15 protein-coding genes and 1 pseudogene are annotated in these 17,666 nt (G+C 37.2%); 3 read left to right on the top strand and 13 right to left on the bottom strand.

The annotated features are described in order from the left end of the window. Nucleotides 1-653 precede the first annotated feature (653 nt). Nucleotides 654-1,718: a class I SAM-dependent methyltransferase gene (locus SAGCYANO_RS23000; RefSeq protein WP_202222201.1), complete on the top strand. Its 1,065-nt coding sequence runs from the start codon at nt 654-656 to the stop codon at nt 1,716-1,718. Between the two features lie 337 nt (nt 1,719-2,055). Further along, nucleotides 2,056-2,728, top strand: a pseudogene (locus tag SAGCYANO_RS22990) (tRNA-dependent cyclodipeptide synthase). Between the two features lie 216 nt (nt 2,729-2,944). Here SAGCYANO_RS22990 and SAGCYANO_RS22980 read toward each other — a convergent pair. The 12 genes from SAGCYANO_RS22980 to SAGCYANO_RS45390 all read right to left on the bottom strand — a co-directional run bounded on the left by SAGCYANO_RS22980 (nt 2,945) and on the right by SAGCYANO_RS45390 (nt 15,360). Then, nucleotides 2,945-3,559, bottom strand: coding sequence for a hypothetical protein (locus tag SAGCYANO_RS22980; protein WP_202222284.1), 615 nt, complete (start codon nt 3,557-3,559; stop codon nt 2,945-2,947). 230 nt (nt 3,560-3,789) lie between these two features. Next, nucleotides 3,790-4,032, bottom strand: coding sequence for a TIGR02450 family Trp-rich protein (locus tag SAGCYANO_RS22975; protein WP_202222197.1), 243 nt, complete (start codon nt 4,030-4,032; stop codon nt 3,790-3,792). Nucleotides 4,033-4,169: 137 nt separating this feature from the next. Further along, complete coding sequence (locus SAGCYANO_RS22970; protein WP_202222196.1) at nt 4,170-4,643, bottom strand: GNAT family N-acetyltransferase; 474 nt, start codon at nt 4,641-4,643, stop codon at nt 4,170-4,172. 715 nt (nt 4,644-5,358) lie between these two features. Next, complete coding sequence (sppA, locus tag SAGCYANO_RS22965; protein ID WP_202222195.1) at nt 5,359-7,185, bottom strand: signal peptide peptidase SppA; 1,827 nt, start codon at nt 7,183-7,185, stop codon at nt 5,359-5,361. Nucleotides 7,186-8,022: 837 nt separating this feature from the next. After that, a complete protein-coding gene (fni, locus tag SAGCYANO_RS22960; protein WP_202222194.1) occupies nt 8,023-9,060 on the bottom strand; it encodes a type 2 isopentenyl-diphosphate Delta-isomerase in 1,038 nt (345 codons plus the stop codon). Nucleotides 9,061-9,430: 370 nt separating this feature from the next. Next, nucleotides 9,431-10,339 (bottom strand): alpha/beta hydrolase, encoded by a 909-nt coding sequence (locus SAGCYANO_RS22955; RefSeq protein ID WP_202222193.1) that lies wholly within the window; start codon nt 10,337-10,339, stop codon nt 9,431-9,433. Nucleotides 10,340-10,375: 36 nt separating this feature from the next. Beyond that, nucleotides 10,376-10,711, bottom strand: a complete 336-nt coding sequence (locus SAGCYANO_RS22950; RefSeq protein WP_202222192.1) for a hypothetical protein — start codon at nt 10,709-10,711, stop codon at nt 10,376-10,378. 340 nt (nt 10,712-11,051) lie between these two features. Continuing rightward, nucleotides 11,052-12,038, bottom strand: coding sequence for a nucleoside hydrolase (locus SAGCYANO_RS22945; protein WP_202222191.1), 987 nt, complete (start codon nt 12,036-12,038; stop codon nt 11,052-11,054). A 510-nt stretch (nt 12,039-12,548) separates the two neighbouring features. Continuing rightward, nucleotides 12,549-12,716, bottom strand: a complete 168-nt coding sequence (locus SAGCYANO_RS22940) for an EF-hand domain-containing protein (RefSeq protein WP_202222283.1) — start codon at nt 12,714-12,716, stop codon at nt 12,549-12,551. Then, the gene (locus tag SAGCYANO_RS22935) at nt 12,709-14,235 is read right to left on the bottom strand and encodes a 5'-nucleotidase C-terminal domain-containing protein (protein WP_202222190.1); all 1,527 of its coding nucleotides are present in this window, start codon (nt 14,233-14,235) and stop codon (nt 12,709-12,711) included. Before SAGCYANO_RS22935 ends, SAGCYANO_RS22940 begins: the two co-directional genes overlap by 8 nt. A gap of 430 nt (nt 14,236-14,665) precedes the next feature. Further along, a complete protein-coding gene (locus SAGCYANO_RS22930) occupies nt 14,666-14,839 on the bottom strand; it encodes a hypothetical protein (protein ID WP_202222290.1) in 174 nt (57 codons plus the stop codon). Between the two features lie 335 nt (nt 14,840-15,174). Continuing rightward, entirely contained in the window at nt 15,175-15,360 is a 186-nt protein-coding gene (locus tag SAGCYANO_RS45390) for a hypothetical protein (protein ID WP_237396551.1), read from the bottom strand. Between the two features lie 471 nt (nt 15,361-15,831). On the opposite strand from SAGCYANO_RS45390, the gene SAGCYANO_RS45385 reads away from it, so the two are divergent. Next, nucleotides 15,832-15,996, top strand: a complete 165-nt coding sequence (locus SAGCYANO_RS45385; protein WP_237396550.1) for a hypothetical protein — start codon at nt 15,832-15,834, stop codon at nt 15,994-15,996. Nucleotides 15,997-16,136: 140 nt separating this feature from the next. On the opposite strand, the gene SAGCYANO_RS22915 is transcribed toward SAGCYANO_RS45385, so the two are convergent. Continuing rightward, nucleotides 16,137-17,612 carry a DUF1517 domain-containing protein gene (locus tag SAGCYANO_RS22915; protein ID WP_202222189.1) on the bottom strand — a complete coding sequence of 492 codons (1,476 nt, stop codon included), beginning with the start codon at nt 17,610-17,612 and terminating at the stop codon, nt 16,137-16,139. Between the last annotated feature and the right edge of the window lie 54 nt (nt 17,613-17,666).

Below are 17,666 nucleotides of genomic sequence, written 5' to 3'. Positions count from 1 at the left end.
TGGATAGATTCAAAAATTACAGGCAATGGAGTCAGCTTATAGTCAAGCGATTGAACTTTATGAACAACAAAATAAGTTATTTTTAGCAAATAGTATTATACCAAATTGATAAATGTCTGCTACAAATAGTTAGGGTATTTATTTTAATGCGCGAATGCGCGAATTTAGAATGCACTTGGGGATATATTTAATACCATTTTTGATGTTGCAAATTACCTTTTTCGTGAAACAGGCTTTATCTGAAAGTCTTTTTATGGTGCAAATTAATTCGTAACATTCTTTTTTCATACATGGTATTAGCTATATCTCTAAATAAGGGAACTTTCACTTTCTCAAAAAAAAATCAGTAAATTTTGACGTTGTTCCTAACTAAGGTAGTTGAGCGCTAGCATTTTTACTCCAGGTTTTTACCGAATAATTAATCATTATTAATTATTAATTAAATAATTCTGGTTAAAAGCCTCCCCTTTCAAGGGGAAAAAAAGAAATAATATTTCCTTATATTCAATCAAGAGCGGTTTTAACCAGAGGTAATTATCCATTATCCATTATCCATTATCCATTAATGAACTACTTTATTATTTTTAGATGATAAAATCTAGATACACGACAACTTAATACTAGAATGCTAAAGCAGAAATGAGGAAACAATAATGAATGATCTAGACCAAGCAAAGGTAAATGCCTTTTCTGAGAAAATGCTCGATATCCTAAATGGATCTATGCTAAGTCTGACGATCGGTATTGGGTATCAGACTGGGTTGTTTGAAGTTATGGCTAATTTGCCACCTTCTACTAGCGAACAAATAGCTGTAGTGGCTGAGTTAAAAGAAAGATATGTCCGTGAATGGTTGGCAGCAATGGTCGTTGGGCAAATCATCGACTATGACCCCACAACCAATACCTATAGTTTATCCGCCGAACACGCTTCTGTCCTCACAAAGGTTGCAGGACCCAATAACATGGCACGGTTGACACTGGTTATTCCATTTCTGGCATCAGTCCAAAAGGCTATTGTTAATCATTTTCACAAAGGTGGTGGCGTTTCCTATTCTGCTTACCCAGACTTCATGAACTTGTGGGCTGAAATTAATGCAGATAGATTTGACGCCACCATAACCCAAAAAATTCTACCTTTGATACCTGATGTGGTTGAAAAGATGCGTCAAGGTGTTGATATTCTTGATATTGGTTGTGGGGATGGCCATGTACTTAACCTCATGGCAAAAGCCTTTCCCAACAGTCGTTTTACAGGCTATGATTTTTTAGAAAATGGGATTAATGCTGCCAGAGAAAAAGCACAATCTCTTGGTTTAACCAATGTTAATTTAGAAGTTCAAGATTTGACAACTTTCAATGAACCAAACAAATACGCACTAATTACAGCTTTTGATGTCATCCACGATATGGCACAACCAGCTAAAGTCTTGAAATTAATTGCTGATTCACTTCAACCTGACGGAACTTTTTTAATGGTTGATTTAGCAGCATCAAGTCATCTACACGAAAATCTGGACAACCCTTTAGGATCGTGGTTATACACAACATCTTGTATGCATTGCATGACTGTTTCATTAGGGCAAAATGGGGCAGGACTTGGTGCAATGTGGGGGGAACAAAAAGCACTGAAAATGTTAAATGAAGCAGGGTTTATCAATGTGGATATTCAACAAATTCCAGAAGATATCTTCAACAATTATTATATTGCAAAAACCTAGTGCAGGATGGCAGAAATAACTAACCAGTTACAAAATCCTAATACCAAATTGAAATGAAGCTGCATAGAATAATATTTTAAGCATAATTGACCGTAGGTAAGCGTAGATAAAGATAGATCGATTTAATGAATTTCATCATTCTATGCAACCTCATATAAAATTGGTATAAAAGCCTTACCAATCAAAAATGATTGACTTTTAAATGCATTATTTTTAACTTCCGGGTAGCAGCACTAGATTCATCTAACGTTCGAGGGATTAGTTAATTTAAGATTTACTTGATAAATCAGCTCTAAAACCCAAGAATGCCTCATATAACATAATAATTTCTATCAATATGACGGAATTAGAACTAATAACTAAAGTATATCCGATTACCAGCAATTGCCAATTATTATATGAACGAGGAGAACACGTACTTTTAGGTATTAGTCCGTTTAATAGCTATTTTTCAGAAAAATATAGCGATTTTATCAAACTGGGCGATGAATAATTTTAAGAGTTTTAATTTTTTTATCCCAGACGAACCCTATGTGTATACACTAATGGTTTTAGGATATGATGAAGTTAAAGCTACCAAAAAAGCTAAAAGGCAAGCTAATTATTTAAGAAATAAATGTCTCAGAGCCTTAACAGGATTAGACCTATCAATAAATGAAGCCAAAGAACTAATATTAGATTTTCGGTATTTGAACAAAAACACAAATTATCTCTCAGCACTCAAATTTTATGAAGATAAATATGCTAATGATAGTGAATTTAGAATAAACTGTCTCGAAACTTCTAAGCAGGTAGTGGAAACTCAAACAGACCTTAGTGATTATCGGTTATAAATTGCTGTTAAATATCTATTAGCAGAATTACCTTTGTTTTTGAACAGTGTCAGTATTTTAGGTAAAAAAGAAGTCGTTTTTTGTTATCGGAATTGCCCGTTGTTCATTCAAACTCTTTTTGAAAGAAAGGATAGTCTTGTATTGAATAATCAAGGTTACTTAGTTGCTGAAGTTTAGATAAACCTACACCCTATCGCTTTTAGCTAACTCTTTTAATGAAGTATTTTAACTGTTTAATACCAAATTAATATGAAGTTGCATAGAATAATCTTTTAATCAGAGTTTACTGTAGATTAAGATAGACAAGTTCACAAATTTCATAATTCTGTGCAGCCTCACATAAAATTGATATAAATCCATTAATATTGCCTTTTTTCTGGAAACATAGAAAAATTAAAACGGAATTTCTTCATCTAAATCATACTCATTTTCCCGTGCTTGAGATTCGGCAAAAACTGCCTCTGCCTGTTTAATTTTTTCAAAAATTGTTGCCCTAGAATAAGGTCGTTTTTTCATCAGTCGATTAATTTTGTATTTAGCTTTAATTGCCTCTCGATATTCTTGAGAAATCGGTTCTTCCGGCCAATTCAAATCGCTAGCTTTGATAACTGGTAGTCGAGAACCTAATTTTTCTATTGGCATTTCTGGTAATCGTAGGAGAAAATATTCTCGTCTACGTCTGATATTTTCAGCTCGATTTTCAATTTCTGTTAATACACCTAATAATTGACTAGGATGATGTTCAGAAATAGCGACTATAACCTCAATATCATCTAAGGGAATACCTAAACTTTCTGCTTTAGCTAAAAATTCATCTGGTATATGATTTATGATAGGAGGATTAATGGCAGCAGAGATTTCTGCCATAGCTTTTTTGATAGTTTCTTGAGCAAATTCAACTGTTTGATTATTAGCTTGATTTGTCGATTTTTCACTGACAATATCTTCTAATTTTTGGGTGGCATTTGTTAATAATTGAATTGCTTTTTTGAGATGTTCATAATCCATTTTTATCGAATAATTAAGGTTTAAAGCCTCTCCTTTATAAGTTAAAATTAAAAAGTCAAAAGTAAAAAGTAAAAAATAAGAAGTAATATGAAATACAAAAATTGTGCTACTTATCAAATAATTAAGATTTAAAGTCTCTCCTTTATAAGTCAAAATTCAAAAGTAATAAGTAAGAAGTAATACGAATTTCAAGGAGAGGTAATAATTAATAATTAATAATTAATTATTAATTATTCAATGGCTTCTAATTCTTGTGTTGATTGCCATCCAGGTTTCCAAAGAGAGCGGTCTTTGAGTTGTTTAGCATTTAACCAAAATCTCACACTAGAGTCACAGGATGCTACCATTTCAGCAAATACCCATTGACCTTGATTTTTACGATTTACTACTTGGAAATGTCGCCATCCCCAAGTTTTTTGATTGGCTGTCCATTTTGAACCAACAAGATGAGGAAACTTTTGTTTTTTTGACATTTTTAATAAGGAAGAAGGAAGAAGGAAGAAGGCAGAAGGAAAAGAAAGGTTTAAAGGGAGAAGGTTTTTGATGATTAATTATCCGGACATGGTATTAAACCTGTAAAAGAAAAGATTGGGAAGAAGAAAAAATTATTCTAAGACAAGTCTAACCACATTTCATTATGTTCATCAAAGCCAAGATGAGAATATAGAAATTTGCCTTCAGGCGAAGCATGAAGAACAGCTTTAGTACAACTAAGAGATTTAAGGTAAGCGATCGCTTCTCCCATCAACTTTTTAGCAACTCCTTGACGGCGATAATTTGCTTCAACATAAACACCCCAAATATAACCATATTTTCGATATTCCGGCTTAAGAACAGTGGGAGACAAACCAGCAAATATTTGACAGCTAACTGAACCAACTATTGTATTATTTACTTCAGCAATAAAACCTTGATAAGATAGTTCTTTTCTAGCATTATCAATATGCACTCTTGTAATTTCTAACCAGTTAGATTCTATAGAATCAGTAGGTACACTCATATCTTGCCACATTTTATAAAAATGCTCGGCAATTATATAATTTTCTGATAAGTTTGCTGTTCTGATATTAAGATTTTCTAGCATTGAAATTCAAGAAAAAGGAAGAAGAAAGAAGAAAGAAGGAAGAAGGAAAAAAAAGATTTAGGACTGACCTTTTTGGAAAAATTGGATGGGGATAGTCATTTCAGTTATCAGTTGCCATAGTTACCGAATAATTAAGGTTTAAAGTATCTTCTTTAAAGTAGAAATAAGAAAAACATTTTCCTTTGAGTTAGAGGATATCTGAAAAGTTTTTTGATACTAAATTTTGCCCCCCGAGCAAGCCAACTTTGGGGGGAACAAGACAATTTGCTTGCTCTAGTCCCCCTTTACTAATCCCCCTCCCGTCCCAGGGCTAATTCATTGTCGCGCCTAGAATATTTACAACTGTATATTTTTGGTTAACTCACTAGCAAGATGCACAAAATTTCAAAATTTCAAAGGATACAATTTTTCTCTCTGGACGATGAATTGACAAATGCTCCCCCATCCCCTACTCCCCACTCCCCCACTCCCCCACTCCCCTACTTCTTTTTTCTCTGGTGACAATAAATTCACCCTGCCCTCCCGTCCCCCGCAGGATCGGGGGAAGCTAGAGGATGCTGCGCTTTTTGTTGAAAGGGGGATGCGCGGGGGCGAGCGATGTAGCAAATGGGACTTCTCAGACAACCTCTCAATCCTATCCGCTTTCAAGGAGAGGTAATAATTAATAATTAATAATTAATAATTAATAATTAATAATTAATTGTTGAACGCCTATTTACTCAATTCTGAGATTAAAAGGCAAACGAGTATAAATTCCATAAGGGTCATTCATAGCTCTCAAACTAGCTAACTCCTGCTGCAACTTTTGAAATTCTGCCGTCAGTGGGTCTACAGGAGAAGTAGATATTTCAGCCTCCACACCAGAAAGACTGCGGAAAATTCTTTGCTCCAAACTACGAGACTTAGGATATTCTTCAACTTTCCAATTATCTCCCAATTCCGCTTTTTCTGCAGCAAACTTAATCGCACCCTCTATTCCAGTAATCTCATCTATCAAACCTAATTCTTGAGCATTAACACCAGACCAAACTCTACCTTGAGCAATTTCAGCTACTTTCTCCTTTGGTAAATTACGAGCAGTTGCTATATCTGTAATAAAACGCTCATAAATTGAATCCACCATATTTTGAATTAAGGCTAACTCCTCCTCCGTTTTAGGACGAGAATTATTATTAAGATCGGCAAATTGACCAATTTTCACTGTATCCCAAGTAATACCATTTTCATTGCCCAGCTCTTGAATATTGAACAAAACACCAAAAACTCCAATTGAACCTGTAATAGTAGTAGGTTCAGCAAATATTTTGTCCGCATTCATTGAAATCCAATATCCACCAGAAGCAGCTATATTACCCATAGATACAATTACAGGTTTTTTCTCCCCCGTAAGTTTGACTTCTCGACCAATAACTTCTGATGCTGAAGCACTTCCACCAGGACTATTAACTCGCAAAACCACAGCCTTAACTTTGTCATCAAATCGCAGTCGTCGCAATTCTTTTGCTAGACGATCGCCTCCTATTTGTCTAGGAGTACCCGTACCATTAACTATTTCTCCCTCAGCATAAACTACAGCAATTTTATTTTTACTATTAACATCTGCGCTGGCAACTTCTACAACTTCTGGCACTCTTGTATAGTTGCTGAGACTAATTTGTGTGAAAGTTTTGTCATCTTCTTCTTTGCCAGTTAGCACTTTTAGTTCACTTAGCACTTCATCATAGTAACCAGATCGGTCTACTAATTTACTATCTACCGCAGCATCCGCCATCAAAATACCCTGCTGATTAGCGATCGCCTGTAACTGCTGTATTGTTAACCCACGACTGGGGGCTATTGTTTGCAGGTATTTACCCCAAATATCCCGTAACAATTTGAGATTTTGCTCCTTGTTTTCCGGACTCATTGTTTCTCGGGTAAAAGGCTCAACTGCGGACTTATATTTACCCACTCTCGTTACTTGTACTCCAATACCAAACTTATCAAACGCCCCACTTAAGAACATAGTCTGCGAACTTAAGCCATTGAATTCTAAGACACCCATGGGGTTAATGACAACTTCATCTGCTACCGAACCCAGATAATATTCTCGCTCTGTCCAGTCTACATCGTAGGCAATGATTTTTTTGCCTGCTTCTTGGAACCGTTGCAGTGCCTGACGTATTTCTTGTAAATTTGCCAGTCCTGTTCTTCCTGGTGTACTGCTACCTTTAATGTAAAGACCGATAATTTTTTCGTCTTGGGCAGCAGCATCAAGAGCATTAATTGCTTTTCGGAGAGTAATAGTTGCGGGTTGGTCTCCAGAGAGAGCTTCTTGGAGTGCTTCCCCGGTACTGGAGATGGGTCTGGTGTCTGTAATATTCGTAGCGAGGTCGAAAACTAGGACCGATTTATCTTTAACTTGTGGCCCGATGTCTTTGGCCTTACTAGCGATGGAGCCAACAAGAAATATTAGTCCGCCAAATCCTAAGCTGATAATTAGAGCAATTCCCAGTAAACTGCCAATCAAGCTGGCAAAAGTATATTTGAAGAAGTCTTTCATGTTTCCAGGTGGTAGGTTTTAGGTGGTAGGTGATAGTCTAAAGTAGGGGCGGGTTCTGCATTAAGTTAATTGCTCAACATTAAATTTAGATAAACCCGCCCCATGCCGCCAAAATATTGCAATAGTAGGGGCAGGTTCCGCGTTAAGTTAATTGCTCAACATTAAATTTAGATAAACCCGCCCCATGCCGCCAAAATATTGCAATAGTAGGGGCAGGTTCCGCGTTAAGTTAATTGCTCAACATTAAATTTAGATAAACCCGCCCCATGCCGCCAAAATATTGCAATAGTAGGGGCAGGTTCCGCGTTAAGTTAATTGCTCAACATTAAATTTAGATAAACCCGCCCCATGCCGCCAAAATATTGCAATAGTAGGGGCGGGTTCTGCATTAAGTTAATTGCTCAACATTAAATTTAGATAAACCCGCCCCATGCCGCCAAAATATTGCAATAGTAGGGGCAGGTTCCGCGTTAAGTTAATTGCTCAACATTAAATTTAGATAAACCCGCCCCATGCCGCCAAAATATTGCAATAGTAGGGGCAGGTTCCGCGTTAAGTTAATTGCTCAACATTAAATTTAGATAAACCCGCCCCATGCCGCCAAAATATTGCAATAGTAGGGGCAGGTTCTGCATTAAGTTAATTGCTCAACATTAAATTTAGATAAACCCGCCCCATGCCGCCAAAATATTGCAATAGTAGGGGCAGGTTCCGCGTTAAGTTAATTGCTCAACATTAAATTTAGATAAACCCGCCCCATGTCCCATTATGTCATTCCAGTAGTAGACTGGTTTCTAACTTTTGACTTTTGACTTTTGAATTTTGACTTCTAACTCCCTACTCCCTCTTTTCTAGACTGCCAGATTTTTTCAGTTCAGATAAATTAGCATTACCCGTGCAAAAGAGGACTGTTGTAATTTCCGCTATTAAAATATCTACTAATATATTGAGAGATTCTTCTGATTCAGCCGCAGCTTGAAGGAATGGCCAAGCTAGCCCACTGAGGTCTGCACCCAGAGCGATCGCTTTAGCCACATCCACCCCATTCCGCAAACCTCCAGAAGCAATTAGCGGAATGTCTGAGTTGAAGGCGCGGATGTCAGTAATACATTTTGCTGTTGGTATTCCCCAGTTGGCAAAAGTTTCTCCTAACCTACGCTGACGTATATCTGTGGCTCGCTCCCCTTCAATTTTTGCCCAAGAAGTCCCCCCAGCTCCAGCTACGTCAATTGCTGCTACTCCAGCATCTATTAACTTTTGAGCCATTTTTCCGGAAATGCCATTACCTACCTCTTTGGCAATAACTGGCACTGGCAACCTATAGCATAATTTTGATATTTTGTCAAATAATCCACGAAAATTTATATCGCCTTCAGTTTGAATACACTCTTGCAAAGGATTAAGATGAAGAATCAGAGCATCTGCTTGTAGGATGTCGATCGCTTGTTGGCACTGCTCTATACCATAATCATAATTTAGTTGAACTGCCCCTAGATTAGCAAATAGGAGAATATCCGGAGCGAGCGATCGCACAGCAAAAGTATCGGCCACTTGAGAATTTTCCACGGCCACTCGTTGAGAACCCACTCCCATTGCTATTTTATACTTTTGAGCAACTTTGGCTAACCGATAATTAATCATTTTTGCTTGTTCAGTGCCACCTGTCATTGAAGATATCAACAATGGCGCACCTAATTGTTTTCCCAGAAATGTAGTGTTTGTAGTTATTTCGTTGCGGTTTAGTTCTGGTAAACAACAATGGGTAAAACGGTAACGGTCTAAGCCATTAGTAATGTTGTTAAATTGGACATCTGATTCCAGACAAATTCTAAGATGGTCTGCTTTGCGAGTTTGAGTTTGGGAGTTTGAGTTCATCAGTTATTTAGTAAGCATTCAGCCGTCAGCCATCAGCTATCAGCTATTACTTTTAGTTAGAGCTGACCGCTAATAGCTCTTTGCGGAGCATTTCTTGCGAAATGCTTAAGTTATTTATTATAGCAAGGAATGAGTTGGTATTTGACATAGATTAATGATGAACCTGAGATAGAGAAAAGCTTTTGTCACTGTTCCCTGTTCCCTGATTAATGATGAACCTGAGACACCAGAAAAGCTTTTGTCACTGTTCCCTGTTCCCTCTCTTGGTGCGCATTCCCTTGCGACTGTCGTCGTCGCGGGGTCGCACAGCTGTTCCCTGTTCCCTGCTATATTTCAAATGTTTATCGAAAAAAAACCATTGCCATATCTATTAAAGCAGGGTCAAAAGCTTCACTTCTACCATGATAATGTCCCCAATCAGGTTTTTTTTTTCTAACTGAACTTCTACACCTTTTTCTGATAGAGCATCTGCTAATAAAACACTTTGACTCATTGGTACAACATTATCTTTTTCTCCGTGCATAATCAGAAAAGGTGGATCTTGAGCATCAATATAATTAATAGGGTTAGCAAGTGCTGCTAATTCTAATTTTTGCGAGACAGGTCCTCCTAATAACTTATTAGTTACTAAAGTATAACCATACCATTCTTTATCTTTATACTTTTCCTCAACAGCAGGAGTAATAGGTTCGTCAAAAGCGGGAGTAACTTTCGTAAAATCTGTAACTGGATACCATGAACAAACTGCTTGTACAGCACTAGATATTTCTGGGTTATTTGTTCCTTCCAATTCTTTTACTCCTGCTGATGTTCCTAATAAAGCACTTAAATGTCCCCCAGCAGAAGGTCCCCAAACACCAAAAATGTTAGGGTCTATATCGTACTTATCTGCATTTTTTCGCAGCCAACGAACAGCTTTTTTAACATCATGAATTTGGGCAGGAAATAGTGCTTCATTACTAAATCTATAGCTAATACAAGCCATGGCATAATTTCTTTGTGCCACAATTTTTCCAGGGCAATATTCTTTAGTTCCTCGTAACCAACCACCACCATGAATATAGATTAATAAAGGTAAAGGTTTATCTGGTTTTGTTTCTGGTAAATATAAATCTAAAAGCAGTGCTTTTTCCTGATTTTGAGAATTATAATTTCCATAAACAAGATTTTGTATAACCTTAACTTCCATCGGTTTTTGCTGACAACTTGTGATTAATAATGTCAGCAACAGTAATAAAAATTTGAGGCGATGAGTCAACCTCCCAAAAGTAATAAGCATTTGTTGTATTTCCTAACTAGAAAGAATTTAACGAAGTCAGAAGTCAGAAGTTATTTTTGTAACGGAGACTTGAGCAAACCTCCAAAAATATTTCGCCTTACAGCGCTTTTGCTGATTGATAAACCACATCGTCATAACCAAAACCCTGTAAGGGCGGGGTTGCACATTATGGAATGATACTGCAAAAAATTGCTTTAGATTTTGACTAAAAAAACCATTAATTAATCTACCAATTCTCAAATCCAAAATTTTGTTCATCAAAAATCTCAAATCATTCGTCACTGTGCAACGCCGTAAGGGCGAATGCCATTCGCCCCTACTGTGGTCTACTGAAATGAAAACCCCTGTAAAAGGTGGGGTTGCGCGACCCAATTATTTTGATAAAAATACACTAGATATCTCCAAAATATAGACTTTTTGTAAAAGTAGAGAATAGGGAAGATGTTTTTAGGAAAAAAACACAGAAAATAATTTTTTGAGTTATTACACTCTAGTTTATAGCAAATAAAGGGCAAGTTTATTTTCTGGAGATGTCTATCCTAATTAAAGAGCATGAGAAACTGCTTGCTAACCAACCATTAGACATCTCCAATAATAAAAATCAAATCAATTATCCCACATAAATTATCAATTATTTCCCCCTATTCCCTATTCCCTATTCCCTATTCCCTATTCCCTTTTTTCTGGAGATATCTAATAACAACGGAAAACGCTATATCAATTCATATAACAGCTTAAGAAAGCGATCGGCATCTACATCCAGACAAGCATCCACATTGGGAGGATCTGCTGTTTCATCTCGGCGATCGCGTCGGTCTGCTAATGACATACCGGAGGTAAACTTTCCTTCTGTCTCCACCACCATGTAAACTGACTCAGTGGACACTAGACTTTGGTCGATCGCTACCCCAACTGCTAAAGGATCGTGCAGGTAGCAACCATAAAATCCTTCATTATCTCGGTAAAAAGCCATGTAAATTTCGGTACAGTCAGCAATAAACTGAGAAACTACAGAAGGATGCTGTTTGGCATATTCTTCAACAGCTTGGCGCGATAGAGGAGCTTTCATAGCCACATCTAATCCTACCAAAGTTAGGGGAATACCTGACTCCATAACTATTTGAGCTGCATCTGGATCGACAAAAAAGTTGAATTCTGCTGCTGCCGAGATATTACCAGGAACTATCACTGCTCCCCCCATAATTATAATGCGCCCTACTTTTTGCATAGTGTTGCGGTTGGTTTGTAGTGCGGTAGCAATATTAGTTAAAGGACCTAAAGCTACAATTGTTAGGTCCTTACCATACTCTTCAGCCGCCTTGAGCAATACTTCTATAGCATTCTCTGAAGAAGGTTGTACAGTAAGTTGAGGATAGCGATCCGTGCCGTCAGCATTTTTGAAACGATGGAGTTCTCCGAGACCATCAGCTCCGTGGATACCTGCAGCATTAAATGGAGGGCGAAGCAGAGGTTTTTCACAACCTTTCGCAACTAAAGGAGGATGTTCGGGTTGTACAATATCAATTACTCGCAGAACGTTATTAGCAGCTTGATGGACATCAATATTTCCTGCCAGTACAGTCACAGCTTTCAAATCAAAGCGATCGCAATTTAGAGCCATAATAATTGCTAAAGCATCATCAACACCACCATCTGTATCAATAATAATTGGACGAGGGGAACTTTGAGCATTAACCATTTTTTTTTCTCCTGAGATAATACAAAAGCATTATATAGCGCTGTGCGCAGGCAACAGCTCATCTGGCAACAGCTCATCTGGGGGAATAAAAAACCGATAATATAAGACCATTTCTCAAAAACTTTTCTACATTTTGTTGAGCAGGAAACCCACCCCTAACCCCTCCTGGGAGGGGAAGCAAACATAAGAATAATTAAGATTAATTTAGCTAAAATTAGCAAAAAAGTGATTTTGCTTGTGCTGATTAATTGATAACTGAAGTATTGCTCAAGTATAGCAATACTTTTGGGAATTGGTATAAGACTTTTAGCTCTTGGAAGGTATTGGCCTTTTTATAATCGAAAAAAGTGTGCCTGTTTCAATTCACTTACCCTCAAAAAAGTGAGTATTTTGGGGTGAGTATGGCAGAAAAATCAAAGAACAATTATTCCTCCTACTTTCTCTGTCTTCCCCTCCACCGGAGGGGTTAGGGGTGGGTTCCCATACTTTGCTTTTTTCAGCAAACCCTACCTAGATCGCTAAGGATGCTAGCTCATCCATAGATACCATACCATCGTTATTGGCATCGAGAGACTTAAACATCATATTGAGCAAACCATTGTCTGTATTTCCTGTCCTCTGTGCCAGAGCTTCCTGTAATTCGGTTGGGGAAATCTGTCCATCTTGGTTTTTATCCAGATATGCAAATGCTTTTTTTTACTGCTTGTTCGAGTTCTGTATGAGAAATGTACCCATCGTGGTTGCTATCCCATTCATCAAAATTAACTAAAATTCGCCACGCATCTTTCATACAAGTTTCCACGATTAAGTTTTTAGCAGGAAGACACTGTTCTAAAGGAGGTACTTTGCTATAAGCATTGATGTAATCAAGAAGTGGTTTAATTTCGTTTAAACCTGTCAGCAAAAATTGATAAATTCCCACATTATACATTTTGTTGGGGTCGAAAGCTTCGTGGTTAATACTAACTATTTTCAAACTGGGGTAGTCTTCAATAACGACATCTATATCTGTGTGTAAATAATTCGGTGCTTCCTGCTCTGGGGTACTGCGGGTAATAGCGATCGCCTCCTGTAATACTTTTCCTGGTATTTGGATAGTTGCAATTTCTGTTTCAAACGGCAGTTCCTCCATTAGATCGCCATAAGTAAAAGACGTACCTTGTTCATAGTCGCCCTGACCTCTGACACATCCTCCCTGAAGCATGACAATATCTATATTTTGTAAGCTTCTCTTGATATAAGAGCATAAAGTTGATGCCACTTTTTCCGGCTGATATCGGGTTCTTTTTGAGGACATGGTTTCTTTGACCTGAAAAATTTCTACATCCATCAGAGAACCCAGAAATTTTTGTGTTGTTTCCACGAACATTTGTGCATTGGGGTCTGCATCGAAGTGGCTAACTGGCAACAGATGAACTGCAGTATTCACTTGACCGTCGGTAGACCACCACACATCTGTCACTATGACATTTTTCGCATCAGAACCAGCTTTGACAATAAAGCTTTGAGCAATTTCTTCAATGTAGATTTCGTGTTCATGGCCACCGATAATTACTGGGATTTTGCCTTTGAGTTGGTCATCTTGCTCAATCTGCGTCGCTAGTTGTCTGTCTTCTACAATGGTTTGGTGGGTTAGAGGAATGAGTATAGTTGCTGCCTCTGCACATTCAGACCAGGTAGATTTTAAGGCATCAAAAATAGGTTCAATGGCTAAGTTTGTTCCAGGTCTGAAAATATCGGTGTTATCAGTGCAAAATCCAGCAAATACAACTCTGTGGTTTCCTACTTCTATAATGTCATATTTTGGCAGAGGATTGCCTTCTGGGCCAACAATTGGTAAGTTAGGAATATTACTATTTAGACATTTACCTTGGTAAGTTTTGAATCGTTCTTGCAGCACATCTAGATTGACATCGAATTCATGATTCCCAAAGCAAATGTAATCAATATCTACTACTTTTAAAACATCCAACATTGATTTACCACCATCCAACGACGTTAGTAAACAAGGGGAAAGAAAATCGCCACTGAGGACGGCCACCACTATCGCATCTTCTGCTGTCTGTTTTAGGCATCGAATAACTGTTTCGACATAGGGATAATTTTTGATGTCGTAAACGTCATTTATTGACACTATTCTTAGATAAGTGCCTGCTGCTTTTTTTGGCCTTGGTAAATACAATGGTAAATTTGTCATTATTTTAAATTACTATGGCAGTTTTCACCTTTTGTGAGGTACATTTGTCACATCTTGATGCTATTTATATCCTAAACATCACCTTTTGTGCAACAAAGCCACTTTTTACTGTTAACTAGACATCTCCAAAAATTATCAAGCACTTACTGTAACTATCTTTGAGAGAGCGATCGCCAGCTCCTCCAGATAGTCATTTTTTATGAGATTTATAGTATTACAGATAGTTATTGTTAATTATTTAGCATTTTTATGTAATTATTTCTGGCTTTTTACTATACCTAAAGTTATGATTTATGTTAACATTAGTGTTCCTATTCTTAATCTCACTAAACCACATATTGTTAAAATTACTTTTTCACGGGTTACTCTCTTTTAATCTGAATCTTTCTCGTGCCACTCGCGCAGATTTTTATCAGTCTTATTACATGTTCTACAAATCTTCTTTTTTGAGCTTTTTTTTGATTCTCTTTCTTGACTTTGTATGACATTTTATGGTTTCTTTTTTTTTCTTTGGCTTGTCAATTCTTTCCCCACCTTGATCACCTTTATCTCCTTGAAATCTTTGTTCTTTATCAAACTTTTTTTGTTGTTTTTTGGTAAGCATTTCCTCCGGAATGCTGCGCAAACAGCCGTCAGCTATTAGCTATCAGCTATTAATTTTAGGGAAGGTAAAAGCAACCTTTGAAATTGAAAAATAATAAAAAGTTACTACCAAAGTTCCTGGACAAAACCTCAGAAGTAATTATTCATTACTAATTGCTGATAGCTGACTGCTGATAGCTGAATGCTTACGTTTTTTGAATAAATTTATATCACTCTCTGGACCTCTTTCTCCTACTATTACATCAACTATTTCTTTTCCCAAAGCTAGTGATTACTATTTGATTTTTTAACGTATGACTTTTTGGCTTGACTGAGTAATATTTTTTCTGCTTTTCATCATTTTTTGACCTGAATATATCCTGCTGAAGTACTATTAACTCTCAATTCTATTTCTGTCAAAGCTTCTTTTATCCATAAATATTCGTTTTCTTTTCCCGAGAATTCCTCTAGTAAACTAGATGGTAATAATTCCCTCAAAATATCGCTCCAAAGCGCGAAAAATATTATTTGCTGTTGATTCACTAACTCGCTTAGGTTGCTCCTAGCAGTTGAAATGTTGGTACATGATGCAAATAATATAATGTCAACATTATCTCTTCCGCCTTGCCTAAAGACTTTTTTCTTCCTCCTCCCTATTTAAATCTTTTTTCTTCACTGGCGTTCGCGTTAGCGATGCGGAGCATTATCGCCTGTCTTTTTTTGTCTTCAACTTTTTGAGCATTTTCTATTAATTTTATTAGTTGTTTATCTGTAATACCAATAATCCTTTTTGTTTATGAGTGGATGATTATAAATATATTCTAATATATTATTCATTTGGGGACAGCATATATATAATTGGGCACTACAATTTTACCTTAATTTCTATTTTGGAGAGGTCTACTGATTAAATTCCTGTTCCAGAGCGACACAATTTTATATAGCGTTTCTCAAATTGGTGAGATACAGTTTTAGATCCCCCCTAACCCCCCTTAGTAAGGTAGGGTCAATTTATTGTCACGCTTAGAAAAATTGATGGGGAGATGGGGGGATGGGGGGATGGGGAGATGGGGGATGGGGAGATGGGGAGATGGGGAGATGGGGAGATGGGGAGATTCTTATATCTATTTGCTATTTGCACAATTTTTTGTATTTCATATCCATATAAATATTCTCTGACTACAATGAATTAGCCCTGCCTTAGTAAGGGGGGAACCGCTTAAAAAGGGGGGATATTTCAAAGTCCCCCTTTTTAAGGGGGATTTAGGGGGATCGTAAATGTACCTCATCTTTATGAGTAATGCCATAACATTTTTTATTCAAATGGATATCAGGCGATCGCTTTCTGTTACTGGAGTCCAAAGTAACTCAAATACTAATAAATAATCTGGGGTAACTTTGCCTAACTCTTTCAAAGTTTGCTTTAAACTTTCTCCATCATTAACTTCACCAAATAAAGGATAATCATCCTCCGTTCCCAACAACAAAGTCACAAGAATATGACTATCGACTTCCACATTATCATCAACAGTATTAACCTCAAACTTACACCTCTCAGCAAAAGATAACTGCTCAAAAATTTTTTCAGCTTCCTGTCTAGTCTCCACAGTTTCTGAACTAGCAGCAACATCAGTCCAATATTCCTCCGTTTGCAGCAGAGCGATCGCCGAGCTTAACAATAATTGTACTCTACCTTCTGGGGTATCAATATCGATCTCCTCACTCATTTTTGCTAAGTTAGATTGAATATTATTTGCTGGTGCAACCATTGTTACCTGTAACTTACTCACAGTTACAATATCATTAACCAAATCTTCTGGTACAGTTGCTACTGGCAATGTTTCCTCAATCACTTCCACATATCCTGGTGACTCCTCAATAACCTCTATATATTCATCTTCCTCAGCTACCAATACTTCTCGACGACCACCAAAAGCAGAAGCGATCGCCATAATTAAAAGATAAAAAATACATACCAGCAAAATTCCAATTAAAAGTATAGTAAGATACTCTTCTAAAAATATTCCTGGTCCATCGTAGTAGCTGTAAACAACTCGTTCGCGGACAGTAGGTTCGTAGTAGTAGCGGACTCTCGTAGTTGGATGCACATAATAAAATCTATCTGTACCTGGTTGCTCATAATAATATCGTCCGGCGCTACTATCAATAAAATAACGTTGCCCATTATCAATATTAATGTAGTAACGTCGTTGGGTTGCTGGTTCTACATAATAAAATCGCCCTGTACCTGTTTCCTGATAATAACGTTCTTGAGTTCCTGGACGGGTATAATAACGTCGTCCGGTAGCAGGTTCCACAGAGTAACGTTTTTTTGTAGTTGGAGCAAAGGAACCACTGCGAGTCCGTCCATCAGTGTTGGTGTTATTGGTAGTGGGGCGAGTAGTATTGTTTGGTTTGGTATTGTTGCTGGGTTTGGAAAATGAACCACTGCGCTGAGAGTTACTACCGGAAGAGGGGACTGGTTTTGTTGTGGGGCGAGTGTTATTGGTCGGTTTAACTAAATTATTTCTGCTAGGTTTGGGTTTTGAGTTACGAGGTTGAGACTGCGAACGGACTGGTTTACTGCGACTGGGGGAACTACTCCTACTTCTACTTCTACTCGAACTTCCAGAACTACTTCTACTTCTTCCTCCTCCTCCTCTTCTTCCTGCGTAAGCAATGGAGGTCTCTGTATTAATTAATTCACTGATGTCATTACTATGGGGATTAATACTAACTTCATTAACCAAAAATAATGAGACAATTGTGGCTAAGATTAATTTAGATTTACGCATTTCCTGATTTTTCCTAATTTATCAAAGTAATTGAGTCTAAAATTTTGCCTTTTA

Source organism: Okeania sp. KiyG1 (genome assembly GCF_014132355.1).
Taxonomy (GTDB): domain Bacteria; phylum Cyanobacteriota; class Cyanobacteriia; order Cyanobacteriales; family Microcoleaceae; genus Okeania.
This window is presented reverse-complemented; position numbering and strand designations above follow the sequence as displayed.

Bases quoted from the DNA above. Each gene is read 5' to 3' on its own strand.
- SAGCYANO_RS22915 (WP_202222189.1), bottom strand. From the start codon at position 17,612: ATGCGTAAATCTAAATTAATCTTAGCCACAATTGTCTCATTATTTTTG.
- SAGCYANO_RS22930 (WP_202222290.1), bottom strand. From the start codon at position 14,839: ATGCTTACCAAAAAACAACAAAAAAAGTTTGATAAAGAACAAAGATTT.
- SAGCYANO_RS23000 (WP_202222201.1), top strand. From the start codon at position 654: ATGAATGATCTAGACCAAGCAAAGGTAAATGCCTTTTCTGAGAAAATG.
- SAGCYANO_RS22935 (WP_202222190.1), bottom strand. From the start codon at position 14,235: ATGACAAATTTACCATTGTATTTACCAAGGCCAAAAAAAGCAGCAGGC.
- SAGCYANO_RS22945 (WP_202222191.1), bottom strand. From the start codon at position 12,038: ATGGTTAATGCTCAAAGTTCCCCTCGTCCAATTATTATTGATACAGAT.
- SAGCYANO_RS22970 (WP_202222196.1), bottom strand. From the start codon at position 4,643: ATGCTAGAAAATCTTAATATCAGAACAGCAAACTTATCAGAAAATTAT.
- SAGCYANO_RS22955 (WP_202222193.1), bottom strand. From the start codon at position 10,339: ATGCTTATTACTTTTGGGAGGTTGACTCATCGCCTCAAATTTTTATTA.
- fni (WP_202222194.1), bottom strand. From the start codon at position 9,060: ATGAACTCAAACTCCCAAACTCAAACTCGCAAAGCAGACCATCTTAGA.
- SAGCYANO_RS22975 (WP_202222197.1), bottom strand. From the start codon at position 4,032: ATGTCAAAAAAACAAAAGTTTCCTCATCTTGTTGGTTCAAAATGGACA.
- SAGCYANO_RS22980 (WP_202222284.1), bottom strand. From the start codon at position 3,559: ATGGATTATGAACATCTCAAAAAAGCAATTCAATTATTAACAAATGCC.
- sppA (WP_202222195.1), bottom strand. From the start codon at position 7,185: ATGAAAGACTTCTTCAAATATACTTTTGCCAGCTTGATTGGCAGTTTA.